Origin of the sequence: Halobacillus yeomjeoni, assembly GCF_020171525.1 — a bacterium.
GTDB lineage: Bacteria > Bacillota > Bacilli > Bacillales > Halobacillaceae > Halobacillus > Halobacillus yeomjeoni.
The window spans coordinates 550,072-569,475 of the sequence record NZ_JAIVAI010000001.1 but is presented as its reverse complement, the minus strand read 5'-3'; the positions used below and the strand labels follow the sequence as shown (position 1 = coordinate 569,475).

Here is a 19,404-nt window from a genome sequence, read left to right as displayed (position 1 = left end):
GAAAGGATTCCTTCTTAAATCAGAGATCAAGTTGAGGTCTATGTTAGGTGCCCTTTCTTAAAGAAAAAACCGAATTCTCATATAAGGAATTCGGCTAGTCTGAAGAGTTCTGTTCCACTGTAACTTCTTCATGGAGGGGTTGTTTTTCGCCTGATACTGGTTCGGGGTCCAACTCTTTGATCCAATCATCCCAGTAGTTGTAGGAAAGAATCATACAAACGAGTAAGATAAAAACAAAAAATAAAAAACGAAGCCAGATGGTGCTGGGCTTCCTTTTTGTTTTCTTTTTAGTAGACTTCTGCGCATGCAGTTCACTACGCGGAGGGAGGTCAAGTACACTCGTCTCCCCCTCATTATTCTCTGAGCTATTCCAATCCTCGTGATGGATTTGTCGCTGTAATTCTTCTCCCATCTGCCCCACCCCATTTTCCAAAGCGTATCCATAAAGCTAAAAAGAAATCAATGATAAAGTGAGAAGTGATCGTAACCATCAAATTACCAGTTATTTCATACACATACCCAATAAAAAAACTAACAAAGAGGACTGAAACCAAAAGAACGATTTTTTTCAAATACCGGATATGCATGATGGCAAAAAGCAGGCTGGCTGCAAAATAACCGAACTCTGTATGAAGAACTCCGCGAAACAAAACCTCTTCACAAACAGCAATCAGAAGTGTAATTCCGAAAATACTTCCAATCGATTGGTTACGAAAGACTTTTTCATTGATTCCCCCATCGTCGTAATACTTCTTAGGTAAACTATACACCAGAATTATGTCGATGAGAAGAACAATCAGCCCGGGGATGCATCCATACCAAAACCATTGATGCAGGGAAAATTGAAATAAACGTCCCCAATCACTCCAAAAGGAATCAAACAAAATCAAACTACCGAAAACTGCCAGCAAAATAAAAATCAGTTGACTGATAATTAACTGAACAGTAACCTGCCGGTCGGTCATTTCATGGATAAGATCGGCTTGGCTTTTACGCGTCATAAGATCCCCCCTGACCGAAAACCGCTTTCAGCCGGTCTTCCCAAGACTGAGAGATATAGGAAACCTGATTTTCTTTGAAACACAACTCCTCCACCTTGAATCCGCACGCGTCACAACAGACAACAGATGGTTCGCGAACATGCTCTTGAAACGAACGGTATAGGCTTTCTCTGCGGCAGCCTGATTGGTGGATCCATTGCAATATTTCTGTCAATTTATTTTGTTTGTATGTCCAGCGCTCTTTCATGAATCGGACAATTTCCTGCTGGATTTCAGCTGATGAAGGGTCCATGATCAATGCTCTACCTTCCACAATTCCATATTTTTCATACTGGAACTTCATGAAGCTCCATTGAGACTCCGAAAGTTCCATTTCAGCTGAAAAAGCCGAATCCTCAGGTAAATTCGTCCCATCTTTCCAATATGATCGAAGTGCACGACTGACTTTTGATACGTCTGTTTCTTCAGGTAGTTCACTTTGAATCAACATTTGGGGTAAGTAGTGATCTTTTGGAGTGAAAAGTACAAGACTTGCGCAAGGCTCCCCATCCCGACCTGCTCGTCCGACTTCCTGGATGAACGACTCAAGTTGTGGCGGAAAATGAAAATGGATGACCAGTCGAATATTCGGCTTATCCACTCCCATACCAAAAGCACTCGTACAACAAATGACGTCCAGTTGGTCATTCATAAATTGTTGCTGCACAAGCACACGATCCGTCTGTTCCATTCCACCATGGTAAAATGCTACCCGCTGCTGTACTTGATCCTGTAAGGCGAAAGCAACTTTTTCAGCCCATTGGCGACTTGAAAAATATATCATTGTTGGAGCAAAGTTTTGTTTGAGGACGTCTACAATACGTGTGATCTTATCTTCGGGGTCAGGAAATTGCTCCACAGCGAAACTGATATTTTTCCTATCCATTGGATATACGTGGGGTTTCATATCAGGGCAGTCCAATTTAGCAATGATATCTTTTTGCACTTCAGGTGTGGCTGTTGCACTCAGTGCCAATACTGGCGGCCTATTCAAGTCCTTGATCACTTGATCCAATTTCAAATAATCCGTCCTGAATTCATCTCCCCACTGCGAGATGCAGTGAGCTTCATCAATGACAAACAAATCCACCTTAATGGAATGAAGTGATTGTTTGACCCAATCATTTTGCAGCATTTCAGGTGAAAGGTAAATCAATGAAAATTTATTTAAGTTTTTCATCGCTGCCAGCCGTTCTTCCCTGTCCATAAAGCTGTTCAAAGCTGTCACTGACTTGAACCCCGAAGCTCTCAACTGCTTTACCTGATCAACCATTAAAGAAATAAGAGGCGAGACAACAATAGTGACACCGGATAAAAGTATCGATGGTAATTGATAACAAAGTGATTTTCCAGTTCCGGTCGGCAAAATGCCCAGCACGTCTCTTCCATCCATTATATCTTTGATGATTGCTTCCTGCCCATCCCGAAACTCGGAAAAGCCGAAGTTTTCTTTTAAATGCCGGGTTAAATCATGCGTTTGCATAAGGGTTTCCTTTCTCTACGTTCATTTGATGCTTGGCTAATGCCAGGCGGATTTCAAAGTAACTGAATCTTCCTTCAAGCTCTTGGTTGATATGTCTTAATCGTTGTGTTTTGAGCCTATCAGCTGTGCTGACGATTGTTTGTTGATCCTCACTTGATAAAAATTGATCAATCGAAAATTGAGGGAGGACCAAAGCTGCTTCAACAATATGATCCTGAATCGTACTTTCTTTCAAACGGCGCTTTCTTGTAATCGTTTCAATTGTCATTCCTTGTTCGATGTATCGATAAGTCCTTTTAGCAGAATCAGTAATTAACTTTTGAGCATCTAATCCAGAAACACATAAAGTTAAAGCAGGATAATCCCCTGGATTCTTCTTCACTTCCTGAAAAATGTGATAATACGTATGCTGCAGGCAGATATCCACATCTTCAACCGTCAACGAAAATTTTTCTTTCAATTGTTCTCTCGTCATCCCGATCACTTCTGCTCCTGTCAGACGGTAAGCGAATAATTCAGCTTCGACCGGGCTCAATTTACTGAGCAATGTATGAACTTCATTGTGGATCGAATGAATCCATTTTGATGTGTCTTTTTTAGTAGACAGATAGATTTGTTTCACCATACGTTGGGTTTTAGGATGATCGACCAATGGGATAAACCCATTATTCCCCCGACCGATATTCGTCCACGTTTGTATCAACAAACTGACACGCCTTTGGAATTCCTCCACCATCCTGTGACTCTTCATACCGTCAAAACTTTTGAATTCCGGTCCGTCATAACGAGCAAGGTATTCCTTACCTTTTTCCGTCAATACAGGAAATGCATGATTTACAACAATGATTAAGTCTTTTTGTTTTAACTGTACACATCGATGTTCCAACTGTTCACGACCTAAGTGACTATAGATACCGAAAAATTGGTCAAGCCGATACCCACGTGCATCCTGCATTGTTTGAGAGGAGCGTTTACCTGTCAATAAATTGAAAATTCCGGAGATCGTCCTCTCTCCTTTCAACTGATGAACACAGGTCAATAGAATCCAATTAAACAACAGGCTCACTCCTTTCTATCATTAGGGTTAGTTGTTGAAAAGTTATAGGGAGAGATTTACAATAGCTATGTACCAATCCATAATCGAACCTGTTCAACTTGAGGCGTAACTATAAGGAGGTTCATGACTCATGGCAAAATACACAATGGTCGATCAGGATACATGCATCGCTTGTGGCGCATGCGGAGCAGCCGCCCCTGACATATATGATTACGATGATGAGGGGATCGCTTATTCCATTCTGGACCAAAACAAGGGAAACTATGAAGTTCCTGATATATTAGAAGAAGATATGGAAGATGCTTTTGATGGATGCCCGACTGATTCCATCAAAGTTGCTGATGAACCATTTGACGGTAATCCCTTAAAGCATGAATGACCAGATGATCCCCCATGTTGGGGGATCATTTTTGTGACAGTTCCTCAAACCTGATTTTAGCTTCCTCTTCATCAAAAGTTGAGAGCCAGCGGTGATAGGATTGATCTATGATTCTGAAATGCTTGCTCAAAACATTTTGCTGAAGAATGAACTCCTCACTTTCAGCAATCAATGACCACCATACTTTCCCACCCATCGTTTTCCCACGAGGACGCTCGACTTGATGATGAGCAATGGTTTCAGGTATTTCCAAGGGTGCATCCCCGAGTAACCCTTTCAACACTTCACTATCCTGGAATAAAGCACATACCGCAACGACTGTCGTCCACCCTGCAAGTGTACGTTCTTTTTCAATTTGGACCAATGTTTTCTTTGAAAGTCCCAGGACCTCTGCCATTTGATTTTGTGTGTATCCATACTCTACACGAATCAATTTCATCTTCTCAGAAATTTTTTCTCTTAATTGATCTTTATCCATCTTGGACCGCTCCTTTATCTCGTCCTTTATATAGTAACACGAGAAGGAGTGCATATGAAAAGAACTCCCACCCCGGCAAGGGGAAGGAGTTCCATTTTGTTAATGCTTACATCAATCAAGGGGAGTTTTCGTTCATAATCGGATTCGCTGCATTTGGAACTTCCACAAGACCGCTCAAATCATAAAACCCAATCCGATTTTCTAACGGTTCAAATGATACTTGGCTGTAACCATGTATTTTTGCAGTCATAAGAATCGCTTCCACCATCGTAAGCAACTGTTGATCATTTTTCCATTGTTCGTGTTCAAAATCCAAAACAAGAGTATCTCCATCGCTTGTAATTTGAGTAAACGTAACATGTGCGGGAACGGAAGAACTCAAATATTTCTCGGAACGATCCACTTTCATTTCATTTAACGCCTGCTCAATGGATCCGATTTTCAATTCTACAGGGGCTAGAAAACGTCGTTTATCTTGACTGAATTGATATATTACATACGCATATTTCTTGTTATCTATAGGCTTCAACTGATCCAACATTCCATAATTCCCAAGATCTACTTTCGATCCATTTTTCGTTCTAATGGAAATTTGAGTCAAGTTCTCAGGTTGAAGCTTCCAACGTATGGTCTCCACAAGCATAGTAGCGGCAGTACTGCCACTTACTGTGAAATTTTCGGGAAAAATCACTGTAGCTGTTTCAGACTCGGAGTCCACTTCAAAAGTCAATTCAGAGAGATCGATGTTACTTAGACCGGCCTCCTCTAAAGAGATGTCGGAAGCCTCCAAACCAGGTCCTAAAGTCAAAGGAATGACTACTTCAGCGTTCATTCCGGTATATGCCTGAAAGGACACATCCTCTATGGGCTTGTGCATTACCATTTGTTCGAATTGCAGGCTTGAGTCTGACTCAGCGGTAGAGAATTCATTGGGAGAATTGGATTTAGTAGAAGCTCCTTCTTCACCAGCTCCTGATTCTTCTTCAAACTTCGGAAGTGGAGGGTCCTCCTCTGTGACTTCTGGTTGATTTGATGATTCTCCTGTAAGTCTATCCGCACTTTCAAACTGTGGTTGGTTGGCAGAGTTGAAGACCATCGGGACAACGATCACTAATACCGCCAATACAGCAGCTGTCGCTACACCCGGCATGATCCAAGGAGCGAATTTACGCTTCGATTTATTGACCTCAGGTTGAATAGAGCGGTATAAATCATGTTTAGACTGACGATCTTCAACTTTCGGCATATCTTTTAGAATGTTTTTCAATTCTTCGTCTGAATACGATTTACGCTTCACGCTGCACTCCCCCTTGATCCTGGCTAGATAGCATATCCCTCAATGATTTCATACCTCTATGCTGGGTCGTCTTCACTTTACTCTCGCTCCAATTCAATATTTCTGCCGTTTCATGTATGGACATGCCTTGAACAAATCTTAATATGATTACACTCTTTTGATCCATCGTACATTTTCCCAAAGCTTGAAAAACTTCTTTCATTTCATCATTCTGAACAGCTATTTCTTCAGGAAGGGAGTCATGATCCTGGATTTGTTCGCCCCGCTCCCCCCAATCAAAAAAGTCCATCACCCGTTTTCTTTTCCTTTTCTGTTTACGGAAATAATCAATGGTGACGTGTCTCGCAATGGAAAACAACCATGTTTTTTCACTGCTTCTGCCATCGAAAGATTGGTATGATTTCATTACCTTTATATAAACTTCCTGGACTAAGTCTTGAGCCAAATCCCGATCTTTTACCATATAGATAACAAATTGATATAAATCTTGATGATACCGCTCATATATTTCGTCGAAAAACGATCTCACTACAGGTCCCTCCCTGTCATTCATTTAGTCGTTTATGTATGGAAAACGTTACACCCTTAGTTTAATATACTTTAAAGTGAATAGGGGCAATGTTTATCAATATTGTTATAAAATGCATGTGAAATCGTGCTTCAATCATGCTGTAAAAATAATAGAATGTCACTAAAGTTCCATTTATCTCTCTATCCTGCAAAGAACTTTCACGTACGAGAACCCCAAGTAGTCTGCAATAAAAAAAGGACCTTTAAGGGTCCTTTATAACTTTGGATTGTTAGAAGGCTGAATGAAACATGAGAAATTTACGCTTGCAGGCCACATTTAGTAAGTAAGATCTAAGGAAACATAGAGAACCTAATATATCGAATATTGAAATGAAATGTAAATATCCGTAGCAAAGCCTAATTATTACAATTCATCAAGTGACCCATGATCAGCATGCTGGCGTCCAATCCGTGACAGACTTCACCTGTCCAATTGGAGGCCTGCGATGGGGGACCTCCCGGCCAGGTGTGGCCTCCCCCTTTTATTGTATATTGAAGTACTTTTTCTTCACCATATCGATCATAGTAACTTGTTTTACAAGCAGAGCACTCATCTAGAGACTCTTCCTTTTTTTTCAATGCTTTTTCACCCCAGGAAGCTGCAAACAACTCCGTTGTAGAGTCTGCTGAGTTCAATTGATCAATTTCATAATCATCAGTATAAATACCATCAAAAGGTACGATTGGATCCGCTGTCCCCATAAAAAATACAAACGGCATAGGTTTTATCCACTCACAACCTTCAGCTATCTCTTGGACAATCGGGCCTGCGACACCCCCGACCCCAGCAAAAACCTCCTGACACTCCACACCGAGACGGCAGCTGAATGCGGCACCATTCGAAAATCCTGTGGCATAAACCCGCCTCTCATCCAGTGGATAATACGATTTGAACCAATTAATGATTTCAAGTGTAAACCCGACATCATCAATTCCATTCTGGTAAGAGGCATTTTTTGATCGCCCTTCGTTCCACTGTTTCGTCATTCGCTGCTCAGCATCAACTTGAATTGCTTCAGGAAATACGTAGATGGCCGGATATGTATACATCTGTTTATGAAAACGTGATATCTTCATATGGTGTCTGGCACTGCTGCCGGCTCCATGGAAACAAAAAACCAATGGCAGGGGGTCTGATGGATCCTCCGGCGAAAAGTAATAAAAGGTTCGATTTTTATTTTGGTGTATGATTTCCTGCATTTTGATAGTATCCATGACTGCCCTCCTATCGATTCTTTATAATGATTTGATCAAGATACTCTGTTTATTTTTCTGCCATAACACTTAAAAATAGTGCTTTTATACTTTCCGTAAAACTCATCATCATTACTCTGTTTTTGAAGAATTGGTTTTCAAATTTCTTGTGAATAGAAGCCGATTGCAAGGTTCTATCCTAGAGCCCTTTGTTTGTATTAAATATAATCCCATGATTGAACTACTTTGATGATTCACAGGCATTCATGTCATTTCAACAAACATGTAATGAGGGTTTTCGATATATTCTATAAATTGATTTGTAAACGCCACTGATTGTGATCCATCCGCTACACGATGATCGAAAGTCAGGCTGATATTCATCATTTCTCTGATTACAATTTCATCGTCGACAACAACCGGTCTTTTCTTTGTTTTATGAAAAGCCATCAAGCCGACTTCCGGGAAATTCAAAATCGGCGTCGCTCCCGTACTCCCTAATGGTCCCACATTGCTGATAGTGAAAGTACCACCATTCAATTCATCTGCGGACAGGCTGTTTTGCTGAGCTTTTTCAGTTAAAGTCTTCATCTGTTGATGGATCTCAAGTAAGGAAAGTGATTCTACATGCTTTAACACCGGTACAATTAAGCCTTCTTCTGTCGCAGTAGCAAGTCCAATATTATACGTCTGTTCAATCTTTATTTCCTCCTGCTCTTCATCTAATTTTGAATTAAAAACAGGGTGTTGCTTTAAGGATAATTGCAAAGCCTTAATAAAGAAAGCAGCTGCTGAAACCTTTTTTCCTCCCATTTTGTCACTGCCAGTTTTTAGATGATTGGTCAAATTTAACAATTCCGTCATGTCCACTTCATCAAAGTGGGTAACATGAGGAGCGGTATACAACGACTGCGTCATTTTTTTTGCAATTTGCTTTCGCCGCCCACGGAATGGAATGGTTTCTACTCCCTTTTCTGCTTCCTTAACAGGAGTATTTGAGACGGCGTTTCTATCTGCCTTTGGATGTTCATCATATTCTTTGTTCTCTAAGTAAGAGAATATATCCTCATCAATGATTCTCCCCCCTTTACCTGAACCTTCCACCTTTTCAATATCTACGTCGTGTTCCCTGGCAAGCCTTCTAGTATGAGGTGAGGCTTTCACTCGGAAGATTGGGGATTTACGCTTTTGGACAGGTTCACCTTCAGACTTTCTTTCACCCTCTTTTTTCTCAGTCTTCAACGTCAGGATCGTGGTCCCTACTTCTATGACATCTCCAGGTTGGAACATGATTTCTTCTATGATTCCTTCAGCCGGAGCAGTAAGCTCAGCCGTCATTTTGTCGGTTTGAACTTCCAGAAGCGGGGCGTCATTTTGAACGCGGTCCCCTTTGTTTACGAAATAATTCAAAATTTCAGCCTCGTGCATCCCTTCCCCGATATCATGCAATTTAACTTCCACGATTAGTCCCCCTTAGTACGATAATGTCGTTTTTACAGCGTATTGAATTTTTTCCATACTCGGCAGATACTCTTGTTCAAGAGAGTACACAGGCACTGGTGTATCAAAACCTGTGACCTTTTGTATGGGAGCTTTCAAATAGAAAAATGACGTATCATTGATGACCGAGATGATATCGCCGCTCAATCCCCCGCTCTCAGGAGCTTCATGGACTATGACTACACGCCCGGTCTTTTTCACAGATTCCTCAATCGTATCTTTATCAAGTGGATAAAGGGTGCGTAAATCGATTACATCACAGGTAATCCCAAGTTTTTCTTCCAAGGGTGCTACAGCCTTCATCACGTCTCCCACCATAGCTCCCCATGTCAGCAGAGTTACATCCTCTCCGTTTTTGACATACTCTGCCTTTCCTAATTCGACAGTATATTTGTTTTCGGGCACCTCGACTTTTGTAGAACGGTAGCATCTCATCGGCTCCAAAAAAAGTACAGGATCCGGATCTTCAACACTTGCAATCAACAATCCCTTTGCATCGTAAGCATTTGAAGGGACGACGACTTTCAGACCGGGGATATGCGTAAACATCGCTTCAGAACTATCTGAATGAATTTCCGGAGCTTTTACACCAGCACCATAAGGGGCGCGAATCACGATTGGACACGTAAAACGCCCTTTCGATCTCTGACGCATCCGGGATGCGTGAGTCATAATTTGATTGAATGCTGGATAGATGAACCCTAAAAACTGCATTTCAACGATCGGCTTGAAACCATTCACTGATAATCCGATGGAAGTCCCCATAATACCGGATTCCGCAAGAGGAGTATCAATGACTCGTTCTTCACCGAATAATTCAATTAACCCTTCAGTCGCTCTAAAGACTCCTCCATTTGTACCAACATCTTCTCCTAAAACGAGTACGGACTCATCTTCTTCGAGCATCGCTTTCATTCCATCTGTAATCGCCTGAACCATCGTAAGTTGTTTTATTTGCACTGACGTAGACATCAGTCGCGTCCCCCCTTTACAGCCAAATGATGTTTCCTTTGTTGTTCAAGCTGCCACGTTGGATCTTTAAAAATATGAGAGAATAGATCGTCAATATCAGCTTTCGGCATGCCCTCCATATTATCAACTGCACCTGAAATTTCTTCAGAAATCTGATCTTCAATTTTCGATAACCAATCTTCATCCCAAACGTTGGTGTTCTTCAAATAAGTTTCAATTCTTAATAAAGGATCCGTCGTTCTCCTTCTGCTGTCACTTTCCGTTTGATCGCGATACCTTGTGGGATCATCCGCTGTCGTATGGGCTCCGTAGCGCCAAGTAACAGCCTCTATCAATGTAGGCCCCTCTCCGCTTCTCGCTCTCTCAACAGCTTTTTTCGTCTCTATATAAACAGCTGCGATATCATTTCCATCTATACGGATACTCGGTATATCATAGGCAAGTCCTTTTTGTGCAATGGTTTTAGATTTCATCTGTTTCTCTATCGGTACACTGATGGCATATCCATTGTTTTGGTTGAAGAAGACTACCGGCACATTGAAAACGCTTGCAAAATTGAGTCCCTCATGGAAATCTCCTTCAGAAGTTGCCCCATCACCGAAATAAACGAGGGAAACGTGATTTGTCCCCTTCTTCTTCTCAGCCCATGCCACCCCTGTGGCGTGCAGGATTTGGGAAGCAATAGGGACAGCGGGTGGAAAGATGTTTTTGTCTTCAGGCGGGATGGACCCTTCTATCCGTCCTACCCAATACGCTAATAAGTTCTGCATAGAATGGCCGAATGTCAATGTAGCTGCATGGTCCCTGTAGGTAGGAAAAATCCAATCTTCTTCTTCAAGAGCTAAAGCACTCCCTACTTGTGCAGCTTCCTGACCTTCAAAGGGTGCGTATGTACCCAATCTTCCTTGGCGTTGTAATTTGATACATTTACGATCCAAAAGACGAGCCCGCAGCATCTTCTCATACAATTGCTGTAACAATGCAGGTGTCATTTCTTCTTCGAATTCGCTTTGTGTAAATACTCCATTTTCATTGATGTATTGAACAATTGGAAACTGATCGATCATTTTCATCTGTCACCATCCCTTTCACCAGCACTTAAATTTCTGAACAACCATATAAGGTAATTATTAACAACACTTCAATTGTAGATTTATCAGAAATTTCACTCAAGTACAGGCGTTAAAGCGCAACAATATTAACGTGGTAAAAGTAGGGAATTATAATTATTATTCGAAACAAAAAAGGTCTCTTCAAAATTGAAGAGACCTTTTGTTGAATTCTTTTATGCATCTGCACTTCTGATTGCCGGCTTGAGACCATTTCTTTTTTTATATTGCTGGAATAAAGGTCCGAGGACTGTAGCCAGTACAAAGATGAAGGCTGAGTTTGAAAGTGCATGATTGATATCGAATGGCAGCCCTGCCAGATAATACGCCAAAAAAGGCTGTCCAAAAGACCGCATCGTCAATGATATGACCAGTCCAAAAAATAATCCACTTACAAAGCCATACACACTGAGCCCCCATACAGGCAGTCTCGACCAATACTTCCCTAAAATACCTGCTCCCAAGCCAATAAGGGCCCACGCAATGATCTGCCAAATTGTCCATATTCCCATCCCCAACAACATGTTCGATACGAATGTTGTAAGGACAGCCATGAGAATACCTGCAACCGGGCCCAGCCAAAAACCGGTCAAAATAATAATGGCAGTCACTGGCTGGACGTTTGGAATTTGGGATAAAGCGATTCGGCCCGCAATCGCAAGGGCTGCCAGCATAGCTATCAATGTAATTTTATACGTATTCATCAACCATCACTCCCAAGAGTGGTAATCAAAAACGATCACATCACCCTGCTCGAGTTGATATTCATTTGCTCCGACCATTGCTTCTTCTCCATTGATGGTGTACATCCAAGCCATCTTCTTCTCTTGGTTCATAGATATACCTTCAATTTCATTGATGAATCCTTCTGATTCTTCAACATCGAAGTTCTCTTTCATCAGTTCCATTAATGTCGATCCTTCTTCAACAGAAATTTCCTGGTCCACAAGTTTCTCTTCTCCATTTTGTTTAGTGATTTTCACTACAACAGAAATCTCTTCTTTTTCCTCTTGTTGGCTGGCACTTGCCTGGCTGCCATCTTGCTGCACTGTTCCGCACCCGGACAATACCCCTCCTGCTAATAATACGGACAACAGTAAAACATAAATCTTCTTCATGACGATTCCCATCCTTTCTTACAAGATTCTGCTTACTAGAAAGGACGTAAGGACAACTACGGTTATGCTATGTGACCATCAAAAAAAGCCCACCCATGAAATAGGGCGAGCTTAAGACAAACCAGATGGGCATATGTTCAACGTAAACCGATCGGTTGTCTCAAACGCTCAATCCCCGAAGCATTGAAACATCGGACCAGGCAGGTCTACTGACTTGTGCGTCACTCTACTAAGATTCCTTCCCGTGCTTCGTTGCACAGTGGAACTATCTTTTCGTCTGCACATACAGTTGCGAGGACAGTTCTGGCATTTCACCAGATTCCCTATCAAGCCGAAATGGCACCTGAATCCTTTTATGAACTTCCACCTTAAAGATACATTAAATTAAGAAAATTGGCAAACTAATTCTCTTTTATATTGACCGTCCTTGGAATTCTGAACATGAATGTCGTCCCTTCACCTAGTCGGCTGTGAGCGGATATTTGACCATTGTGTGCTTCTACGATATTTTTAGCAATCGCAAGTCCGAGTCCAGTTCCCTTCTTCTCTTGAGAATCAGTTCTTTTCCTTGATTTATCCGCTTTATAAAAACGCTCAAAAATGAAGGGTAAATCTTCTTCTGCAATTCCATCGCCGGAATCTTGTACAGAGGCCACCCAATCGTCACCATCGCTTTCAATAGCAATGTCGACTCTTCCACCTGAGCCTGTATGACGGATGGCGTTATCAATTAAATTGGTAAACACCTGCTCTATACGATCCGCATCAAACGACATACGATCCAGTTCTTCATCAATAGATAGATTTACTTCAACCTCTCGTTCATCTGCAATACCATAAAACTTACGAATAATTTTATTCATATACGGCTGAATAGCCACTGATTCAATGTAAAGTTGAATATGTCCCGCCTCCATTCTTGCCAAATCCAACAGCTCATTCACAAGCCTCCCGATTCTAAGGGATTCATCATGAATGATCTGAGCCAATTCATTTTTATCTTCCTTTGATTCTGCAATATCATCGACAATAGCCTCACTGTATCCTTGCAACATCGATATCGGTGTTCGAAGTTCATGGGAAACGTTAGCTATGAAATCTTTCCGTAATTTATTCAATCGGCGTTCTTCTGTCATGTCCCTCAAGACTGCGACTGCGCCTCTAATGTTGTCATTATCATAAAGTGGAGTCATGATAATGACCCAGGACCGTCCCTGGAGAGGAACTTCGACCATGGATTCCTTCTCGTGAGTGATAACTTCTTCAAACAGTTGTTTCAACGGTTCTGGAAGAGCTTCCTTCATTTTCTTTCCTTCGATCCCATCGCCATTTTCAAAACTTTCTGCTTCCAAGTATTGTTGAGCAGGGGGATTGGAGATAAGAATTTCACCATCTCTATTCAGCGTTATGACACCGTCAGCCATAGAGCGCAAAATTCGAGAGAGCTGTTCCTTTTCTTGGTTCAATGCATTGATGTGAAACTTCAACTGACGTCCCATACGATTGAAGGCCATAGCTAATTCTCCAATTTCATCATGGGTGAGGATCGGTACTTTTTGATTGAATTCACCTTTAGCCAGTTCAAGGGCTCCTTCCCTCATTTTAATAAGGGGAGACGTGATCCTTGTGGACAGGAAGAAGGCAAATATCGTGGTCAAAACGATTGCGATTCCAGCGGACAGAAATATGATTTTTGTCGTTTGATCCGTCGTCTCTTCAATCGTATCCAGTGACTGGTATACGAACACACCTCCTGAACCATCGTTCAAAGGGGTTCCGACAACTATGACACTTACACTCTGGGGATCAAGCTCTTTTACTTTTTTTACATCATGACCCTTTTTCAAGACTTGCGAGAAATCTTCGTCCGTTTTAAACCATTCTTCTGTCAGTGGCGGAAGATGCTCGGTATCACTGCCGACCGTCACCATTTGTTCATTATCCCTTACAATGACGACTTGACTCGCAGGGTCCTTGATCCACCTGGTTGTCGTCAATAAAAGATCACTCTCTTCGTATCTATCTGTGAATTCAGTAATTCGATCCGCAGCCTGCATAAGATCCTTCTCTGCTTCGATTAAATGGTAATTTTGGAAAAACTCAAGCAGAAGTACCGTCAAAATGGTTAGAACGAGGGAAACGAGGAGAATGATCGTAAACCACAATTTCCCTACGACACTTCGCCAGAACATCAGTCTCCACTTACCTCGAATTTATATCCGATACCCCAGACGGTCACAATCATTCCGGCAGCTTTCGCAGACACCTTGCTTAATTTTTCACGTAATCGTTTCACATGAGTATCCACCGTACGCAAGTCACCGAAAAATTCGTATTGCCATACTTCTTTCAACAACTGCTCTCGATCAAATACTTTATCCGGCGATTGAGCCATATAATTCAACAATTCGTATTCCTTCGGAGTAAGAGCGACTTCTTTACCGTCAGCCGTCACCCGGTGAGCATCATTATCGATAGTCATATGAGGAAAAACAAGCACATTTCGAGCAGAGGTTTCTGTTTCCAGGAACCTTGTTGTCGAAGCACGCCTTAACAAAGCTTTCACGCGCAGCACGACCTCACGAGGACTGAACGGCTTGACGATATAATCATCCGCTCCAACTTCAAAACCTTGTACTCTGTTAGACTCTTCGCCTTTGGCAGTCAACATGATGACAGGAGTCGCTTTCTTTTCACGCAACTCTCTACAAACATCGATGCCGTCTTTACCAGGAAGCATCAAATCAAGGAGAATAACATCATAATCCTCGTTCATCGCTTTCGTAAGTGCTTCCTCTCCATCCTCTGCTTCTTCTATGAGATAATCTTCGCGTTCTAAGTACATTTTGATCAATCGACGAATACGTTCTTCATCGTCTACAACAAGTATCTTTGCCTCTTGATCCATCCTATCCAACCTCCATGATGTTAAGTGTTGAGATCTATACACAAAGGGCAGGTCGGGTAAATCCCCTCCCTGCCTTTAATAGAAATTACGCGTACGAATGCAGTCCAGAAATGACTAGATTGACGGCAATTAAGTTGAACATGATAATACCAAAACCTCCGACAGCAAGCCAGGCAGAACGGAGCCCATGCCAGCCTCTGGAAAGTCGCAGGTGAAGATATGCGGCATAGAAGAAAAATGTGATCAATGCCCATACTTCTTTAGGGTCCCAACCCCAAAAGCGGTCCCATGCTTGTTGTGCCCAGATAGAAGCAAAAATGATTGCTCCCAAGGTAAATACCGGGAACCCGATAGCTACGGCCCGATAGGAAACTTCATCCACCAATTCAGGATTAAGTTTTTTAAGTAATGGCTGAATAGCAGCCGCTACACGTTTTCTCAAAATGAGACGGACCAATCCATAAATTACGAGACCACCGAACAAGGACCAAAGGAATGTGTTCAATTTCTTTGCAGCGTCCTGCCCTCTCATCCAAGCAGGTGCTTCAAATAATGGTCCCATAGCACCTTCAGAAATCACTTCCCCATCAGCCGGACCTGCAATCGCCGGGACACCATAGGTGATTTCCGCTTGCTGTCCGTTTACTGGAGCCTGAAACTTGGCTTCATACTCCATAGCACCGAAGATGGAGGTTACCATAATGAAAGCAATGGTTGCAAACAGAACATAAATGACGAATTCAAGCCAGGATGTATGCTTAGACCTTTTAGTTTGATCGACTTGACGGATCAAGAACACTAAACCTGCTACGAAACTGACCGATAAGATCCCCTGTCCTAACGACGCCGTTGTTACATGGATGTACAACCAATGCGATTGCAATGATGGGACTAAAGGAGAAATCTCCGTAGGGAACATGCTCGCAAATGCGATGATCAAAAGTGCAATCGGCAATGCGAACAACCCGAGCAAATCAACACGGTAAATAAAGTAAAGAATGATAAATGCAAAAATCAACATCATTCCGAAGAACGTCGTATATTCGAACAAGTTACTTACAGGTGCGTGTTGACTTGCAATCCATCTCGTTATGAAATATCCAAGCTGGGTAAGGAAGCCAATGATTGTAATTGTGATTCCAATATTACCAGCAACTCTGCTTTTTCCTTTTCCCTTATCGCGAATCGTTCCTCCGAAGAAGAACGTAGCAATTAGATAGATGAAAAAAGCAGCATAAAGAAGATTACTACTTAAAGTACTCAAATCTCCCATTTCCATCCTCCTCACACATCGACATGAGCGATGCTAGTCTTTCATTTCATATTGATCGACGGGTTTTTGAATATGCGTGCCATCAATCACTTTATCAATTTCACGTCGAAGAGCAAACCAGTTTTTGTTTGTATGACCGGCAATCCAAACCCCATTTTCTTTCGGCTGCAGCCAGATCCTGCGGTGGTTCCAATACATGCCTTGGATAACGCCGATCATAAAGATCGCACCTCCAAGCCCGATGATCGGTAACGTGAAGTCTTTTTTCACCGTAAGACCGGTCACATCCCGGACATCAAAGTTTACAAGACCCAGTTTATAATCGTTCTCTCCTGTAGCATCAATGTTCATACCTATACCTAGAAAGCTAGTTTCAGGGCTGGTTTCCCCTGGAGGGTAAACATGGAAGACAAAAGCCGGGTTCTTTGGATACTTGGAAACGGATACCGGCTCCCCATCTTTCATTTCATACTCAGGGAAATAGGAATCAATGACGACACGATGACCGCTTTCCAACTCATATTCTGATTTAGGGTTTGTCAAATCGACTGTGAATTCTCCATAGTTGGAGTCCTCATTCTCCTTATCATGAATTTTAAAAGTCATTTCCTTGAATTCATTCAGCTGGTAACTCGCCTGATACAAAGCGTAATCATCAAACTTAATGGGATGGTTCATCTTTGCAGAAGCTGTCTTTACTTCTTTCAGCTCTGGTTCTTTTCCAGGAATGAATTCGTCTGTACGTTCATAAATGACGGCATCCGTTTGATACGTTTTCGGGATGGGGCCTCCTTGTTTTTGAATCGCTTCTTTGAACCGCTCATCACTTTCATCGTATGTCTCCAGGATGAACTCCTCATTTTTCATATAATATTGACCATCAGTCCCAGGGATCATTGCCGTCTCCCCTTCACGGATCCACACAAATTCGTCCACATAGAAAAAAGGAACGAATCGAAGCAGAGAACCGATCAAAAAGATGATCAGGCCGATGTGGTTCACATATGGACCCCAGCGTGCGAAGCGGTTCTTTTCAGCAAGAATGTGTCCATTCTCTTCGTATACCTTGAATCGGTTTTTCTTCAAGTTCTTCTTGAAACGTTCTACATCGACCTGATCCGATTCGGTTGTCCCAAAAACACGTTGTTTTTTCATAAACAGCTCATGACGTTTGGGCTTTTGTTTTTTCAGTGTTTTATATAATGGGAAAAAGCGATCGATACTTGCTATCACTATAGATATACCGATCATGGCTAAAAGAAGCATGTACCACCACGAGCTGAATAAGTTATGAAAACCGAGTTGATAATAGATTTGACCGAGAAGCCCATATTGATCCCGGTAATGTGTAGCTGCATCGACGTTTGGCGGAATATACATTTCCTGTGGAAGTATAGTTCCAACAGCAGATGCGATTAACGTCAGTACGATCAACCATACTCCTACTTTGACAGAGGAGAAGAAGTTCCAAATCTTATCAATAATTGTACGGTTATACGTCTGCGAGCGACGAGCACTTCCGTCGTATCGCATATTCAGCAATTCTTTTTGGTCATTACCATCAATGTGCTGATTTTTTTCTATCGGTTTTCCGCAAGATTCGCAGAGTACCGTCCCTTCAGGGTTGATATGCCCGCATTCACAGGTTATTTCGTTCATACTAAAAACCTCACAATTTCAAGTAGACTCTACTCCTCAGGTGCAATTTCTTTCAGGTGGCCTTCAAGCTTACTTAAAGTAAGAGCGCCAGTCACCTGTTCGACGATTTCACCTTCTGGACTGATGAAAAGTGTGGATGGAATCGGTCCGATGTTATAAAGGTCCATCACTTGGCCGTTCTTATCTCGTAAAACAGGGAAACTGATATCATAAGTATCCATGAATCTTTTGACGACTAAATCCGTCGAATCCAAGTTCACCGCGAGAATTTCCACGCCTTTTTCTTTATATTTCGGATACAACTCTTCCATATAAGGCATTTCGTCCTTGCATGGTTCACAGTACGTGGCCCAGAAGTTCAGCATAACGCCTTTCCCTTCCAGATCACTGAGCGTGATCGTTTCACCTTCCGAACCGAACCTTTCCAATTGGAAGTTCGGGGCTTGTTCTCCTTTTGCAACGACGGACTTGTCATCTTTGCTGTTGGATATCAATGCGAAAACGACAAGGCCTACCATTACTGCAAGCATAGCCGTCCGGAAGATCAATCGTTTTTTCTTCTTTTTCAAGGTTTTTTCATTCATTTCATTTCACTCCCAAATCATTATAACATTGTTTGGAAACGGAAAATTTGAACGTTATTTAACATTTTCTTCAGCCATTTCTCGAAGGACTTTCACTTCATGCGGCTTCAAAGGACGGTATTCGCCTGCATTCATCCCTTTTAAGTCGAGGGATCCATATCTTTCACGTTTCAATTTATCAACTGGATAACCCAGGGCATCGAACATACGACGTACCTGTCTGTTCTTTCCTTCATGAAGAATGACTTGGACGATGGCTGTATTCTTTTTTCCGTCTGTGGACATGATTTTGGCATGCACCGCTTTCAAATACTCCCCGTCTACAGTCATTCCTTTCTTTAACTGCTGTAATTGCTCTTTCGATGGAATTCCTTTTGTTTTAGCTACATACACCTTGTCCACTTCATGCTTCGGATGCATGAGCATATTTGCAAACTCACCATCATTGGTCAAAATAATCAAACCTGACGTATCGTAGTCGAGTCTGCCGATAGGGAAGATTCGCTCTTTTACTTCCGGAAGATAATCAGTGACGACTTTTCTTCCTTTATCATCACTCACACTAGAGATGACACCTCGTGGTTTGTATAACAAATAATACACGGGCTCTTCCTTATCAATCGGAACTCCTTCCACTTCCACATCGTCATTTTTACTCACTTTCGTTCCCAGTTCAGTGACGACTTTTCCGTTCACCGTCACCTTTCCATCCAGGATCATTTGTTCCGCTTTCCTCCTTGATGCTACACCTGCGTGTGCAATCACCTTTTGTAGTCGTTCCAT

At 42.0% G+C, this 19,404-nt stretch carries 20 protein-coding genes and 1 riboswitch; of the genes, 1 reads left to right on the top strand and 19 read right to left on the bottom strand.

Annotated elements, in window-relative coordinates:
- Nucleotides 1-94: 94 nt before the first annotated feature.
- The 4 genes from LCL89_RS02895 to LCL89_RS02880 are packed head-to-tail and all read right to left on the bottom strand — an operon-like array spanning nucleotide 95 to nucleotide 3,580.
- Nucleotides 95-412 carry a hypothetical protein gene (locus LCL89_RS02895; RefSeq protein WP_224807591.1) on the bottom strand — a complete coding sequence of 106 codons (318 nt, stop codon included), beginning with the start codon at nucleotides 410-412 and terminating at the stop codon, nucleotides 95-97.
- Entirely contained in the window at nucleotides 366-1,001 is a 636-nt protein-coding gene (locus LCL89_RS02890; protein WP_224807589.1) for a CPBP family intramembrane glutamic endopeptidase, read from the bottom strand. Before LCL89_RS02890 ends, LCL89_RS02895 begins: the two co-directional genes overlap by 47 nt.
- The gene (locus LCL89_RS02885) at nucleotides 991-2,523 is read right to left on the bottom strand and encodes a RecQ family ATP-dependent DNA helicase (protein ID WP_224807587.1); all 1,533 of its coding nucleotides are present in this window, start codon (nucleotides 2,521-2,523) and stop codon (nucleotides 991-993) included. Before LCL89_RS02885 ends, LCL89_RS02890 begins: the two co-directional genes overlap by 11 nt.
- Nucleotides 2,510-3,580, bottom strand: coding sequence for a helix-turn-helix domain-containing protein (locus LCL89_RS02880; protein WP_224807585.1), 1,071 nt, complete (start codon nucleotides 3,578-3,580; stop codon nucleotides 2,510-2,512). Before LCL89_RS02880 ends, LCL89_RS02885 begins: the two co-directional genes overlap by 14 nt.
- A gap of 130 nt (nucleotides 3,581-3,710) precedes the next feature.
- Between LCL89_RS02880 and LCL89_RS02875 the strand changes: the two genes are divergently transcribed.
- Nucleotides 3,711-3,959: a ferredoxin gene (locus LCL89_RS02875; protein ID WP_224807583.1), complete on the top strand. Its 249-nt coding sequence runs from the start codon at nucleotides 3,711-3,713 to the stop codon at nucleotides 3,957-3,959.
- A gap of 25 nt (nucleotides 3,960-3,984) precedes the next feature.
- Here LCL89_RS02875 and LCL89_RS02870 read toward each other — a convergent pair whose 3' ends face one another.
- The 15 genes from LCL89_RS02870 to LCL89_RS02800 all read right to left on the bottom strand — a co-directional run bounded on the left by LCL89_RS02870 (nucleotide 3,985) and on the right by LCL89_RS02800 (nucleotide 19,404).
- Entirely contained in the window at nucleotides 3,985-4,437 is a 453-nt protein-coding gene (locus LCL89_RS02870; RefSeq protein WP_224807582.1) for a helix-turn-helix transcriptional regulator, read from the bottom strand.
- 115 nt (nucleotides 4,438-4,552) lie between these two features.
- Complete coding sequence (locus LCL89_RS02865) at nucleotides 4,553-5,734, bottom strand: hypothetical protein (RefSeq protein ID WP_224807581.1); 1,182 nt, start codon at nucleotides 5,732-5,734, stop codon at nucleotides 4,553-4,555.
- Nucleotides 5,724-6,263: an RNA polymerase sigma factor SigX gene (gene sigX / locus LCL89_RS02860; protein WP_404813387.1), complete on the bottom strand. Its 540-nt coding sequence runs from the start codon at nucleotides 6,261-6,263 to the stop codon at nucleotides 5,724-5,726. The genes LCL89_RS02865 and sigX overlap by 11 nt, the downstream gene beginning before the upstream one ends.
- A gap of 398 nt (nucleotides 6,264-6,661) precedes the next feature.
- Complete coding sequence (locus tag LCL89_RS02855) at nucleotides 6,662-7,519, bottom strand: alpha/beta hydrolase family esterase (RefSeq protein ID WP_224807579.1); 858 nt, start codon at nucleotides 7,517-7,519, stop codon at nucleotides 6,662-6,664.
- A gap of 243 nt (nucleotides 7,520-7,762) precedes the next feature.
- Nucleotides 7,763-8,959 carry a dihydrolipoamide acetyltransferase family protein gene (locus LCL89_RS02850; protein WP_224807578.1) on the bottom strand — a complete coding sequence of 399 codons (1,197 nt, stop codon included), beginning with the start codon at nucleotides 8,957-8,959 and terminating at the stop codon, nucleotides 7,763-7,765.
- A 12-nt stretch (nucleotides 8,960-8,971) separates the two neighbouring features.
- Nucleotides 8,972-9,970: an alpha-ketoacid dehydrogenase subunit beta gene (locus tag LCL89_RS02845; RefSeq protein WP_224807577.1), complete on the bottom strand. Its 999-nt coding sequence runs from the start codon at nucleotides 9,968-9,970 to the stop codon at nucleotides 8,972-8,974.
- The gene (gene pdhA / locus LCL89_RS02840) at nucleotides 9,970-11,037 is read right to left on the bottom strand and encodes a pyruvate dehydrogenase (acetyl-transferring) E1 component subunit alpha (protein WP_224809548.1); all 1,068 of its coding nucleotides are present in this window, start codon (nucleotides 11,035-11,037) and stop codon (nucleotides 9,970-9,972) included. The genes LCL89_RS02845 and pdhA overlap by 1 nt, the downstream gene beginning before the upstream one ends.
- Before the next feature lie 218 nt (nucleotides 11,038-11,255).
- Nucleotides 11,256-11,783, bottom strand: coding sequence for an ECF transporter S component (locus LCL89_RS02835; protein ID WP_197316229.1), 528 nt, complete (start codon nucleotides 11,781-11,783; stop codon nucleotides 11,256-11,258).
- Nucleotides 11,784-11,789: 6 nt separating this feature from the next.
- Nucleotides 11,790-12,197: a DUF4430 domain-containing protein gene (locus tag LCL89_RS02830; protein WP_224807576.1), complete on the bottom strand. Its 408-nt coding sequence runs from the start codon at nucleotides 12,195-12,197 to the stop codon at nucleotides 11,790-11,792.
- 182 nt (nucleotides 12,198-12,379) lie between these two features.
- Nucleotides 12,380-12,559: riboswitch (cobalamin riboswitch) on the bottom strand.
- 39 nt (nucleotides 12,560-12,598) lie between these two features.
- Nucleotides 12,599-14,389 carry an ATP-binding protein gene (locus LCL89_RS02825; protein WP_224807574.1) on the bottom strand — a complete coding sequence of 597 codons (1,791 nt, stop codon included), beginning with the start codon at nucleotides 14,387-14,389 and terminating at the stop codon, nucleotides 12,599-12,601.
- Nucleotides 14,389-15,105 carry a response regulator transcription factor gene (locus LCL89_RS02820; RefSeq protein WP_224807572.1) on the bottom strand — a complete coding sequence of 239 codons (717 nt, stop codon included), beginning with the start codon at nucleotides 15,103-15,105 and terminating at the stop codon, nucleotides 14,389-14,391. The genes LCL89_RS02825 and LCL89_RS02820 overlap by 1 nt, the downstream gene beginning before the upstream one ends.
- A gap of 85 nt (nucleotides 15,106-15,190) precedes the next feature.
- Nucleotides 15,191-16,378: a c-type cytochrome biogenesis protein CcsB gene (ccsB, locus tag LCL89_RS02815; protein ID WP_318245597.1), complete on the bottom strand. Its 1,188-nt coding sequence runs from the start codon at nucleotides 16,376-16,378 to the stop codon at nucleotides 15,191-15,193.
- Between the two features lie 33 nt (nucleotides 16,379-16,411).
- Entirely contained in the window at nucleotides 16,412-18,037 is a 1,626-nt protein-coding gene (gene resB, locus LCL89_RS02810) for a cytochrome c biogenesis protein ResB (RefSeq protein ID WP_224807570.1), read from the bottom strand.
- A gap of 29 nt (nucleotides 18,038-18,066) precedes the next feature.
- Complete coding sequence (resA, locus tag LCL89_RS02805; protein WP_224807568.1) at nucleotides 18,067-18,621, bottom strand: thiol-disulfide oxidoreductase ResA; 555 nt, start codon at nucleotides 18,619-18,621, stop codon at nucleotides 18,067-18,069.
- Between the two features lie 54 nt (nucleotides 18,622-18,675).
- The gene (locus tag LCL89_RS02800; protein ID WP_197316821.1) at nucleotides 18,676-19,404 is read right to left on the bottom strand and encodes a pseudouridine synthase; all 729 of its coding nucleotides are present in this window, start codon (nucleotides 19,402-19,404) and stop codon (nucleotides 18,676-18,678) included.

What these genes read in the sequence shown, in the direction of transcription:
- LCL89_RS02895 (WP_224807591.1), bottom strand. Translation starts at nt 412, where the DNA reads ATGGGAGAAGAATTACAGCGACAAATCCATCACGAGGATTGGAATAGC.
- LCL89_RS02890 (WP_224807589.1), bottom strand. Translation starts at nt 1,001, where the DNA reads ATGACGCGTAAAAGCCAAGCCGATCTTATCCATGAAATGACCGACCGG.
- LCL89_RS02885 (WP_224807587.1), bottom strand. Translation starts at nt 2,523, where the DNA reads ATGCAAACGCATGATTTAACCCGGCATTTAAAAGAAAACTTCGGCTTT.
- LCL89_RS02875 (WP_224807583.1), top strand. Translation starts at nt 3,711, where the DNA reads ATGGCAAAATACACAATGGTCGATCAGGATACATGCATCGCTTGTGGC.
- LCL89_RS02870 (WP_224807582.1), bottom strand. Translation starts at nt 4,437, where the DNA reads ATGGATAAAGATCAATTAAGAGAAAAAATTTCTGAGAAGATGAAATTG.
- LCL89_RS02855 (WP_224807579.1), bottom strand. Translation starts at nt 7,519, where the DNA reads ATGGATACTATCAAAATGCAGGAAATCATACACCAAAATAAAAATCGA.
- LCL89_RS02845 (WP_224807577.1), bottom strand. Translation starts at nt 9,970, where the DNA reads ATGTCTACGTCAGTGCAAATAAAACAACTTACGATGGTTCAGGCGATT.
- pdhA (WP_224809548.1), bottom strand. Translation starts at nt 11,037, where the DNA reads ATGATCGATCAGTTTCCAATTGTTCAATACATCAATGAAAATGGAGTA.
- LCL89_RS02835 (WP_197316229.1), bottom strand. Translation starts at nt 11,783, where the DNA reads ATGAATACGTATAAAATTACATTGATAGCTATGCTGGCAGCCCTTGCG.
- LCL89_RS02830 (WP_224807576.1), bottom strand. Translation starts at nt 12,197, where the DNA reads ATGAAGAAGATTTATGTTTTACTGTTGTCCGTATTATTAGCAGGAGGG.
- LCL89_RS02825 (WP_224807574.1), bottom strand. Translation starts at nt 14,389, where the DNA reads ATGTTCTGGCGAAGTGTCGTAGGGAAATTGTGGTTTACGATCATTCTC.
- LCL89_RS02820 (WP_224807572.1), bottom strand. Translation starts at nt 15,105, where the DNA reads ATGGATCAAGAGGCAAAGATACTTGTTGTAGACGATGAAGAACGTATT.
- ccsB (WP_318245597.1), bottom strand. Translation starts at nt 16,378, where the DNA reads ATGGGAGATTTGAGTACTTTAAGTAGTAATCTTCTTTATGCTGCTTTT.
- resB (WP_224807570.1), bottom strand. Translation starts at nt 18,037, where the DNA reads ATGAACGAAATAACCTGTGAATGCGGGCATATCAACCCTGAAGGGACG.
- resA (WP_224807568.1), bottom strand. Translation starts at nt 18,621, where the DNA reads ATGAATGAAAAAACCTTGAAAAAGAAGAAAAAACGATTGATCTTCCGG.
- LCL89_RS02800 (WP_197316821.1), bottom strand. Translation starts at nt 19,404, where the DNA reads ATGGAACGACTACAAAAGGTGATTGCACACGCAGGTGTAGCATCAAGG.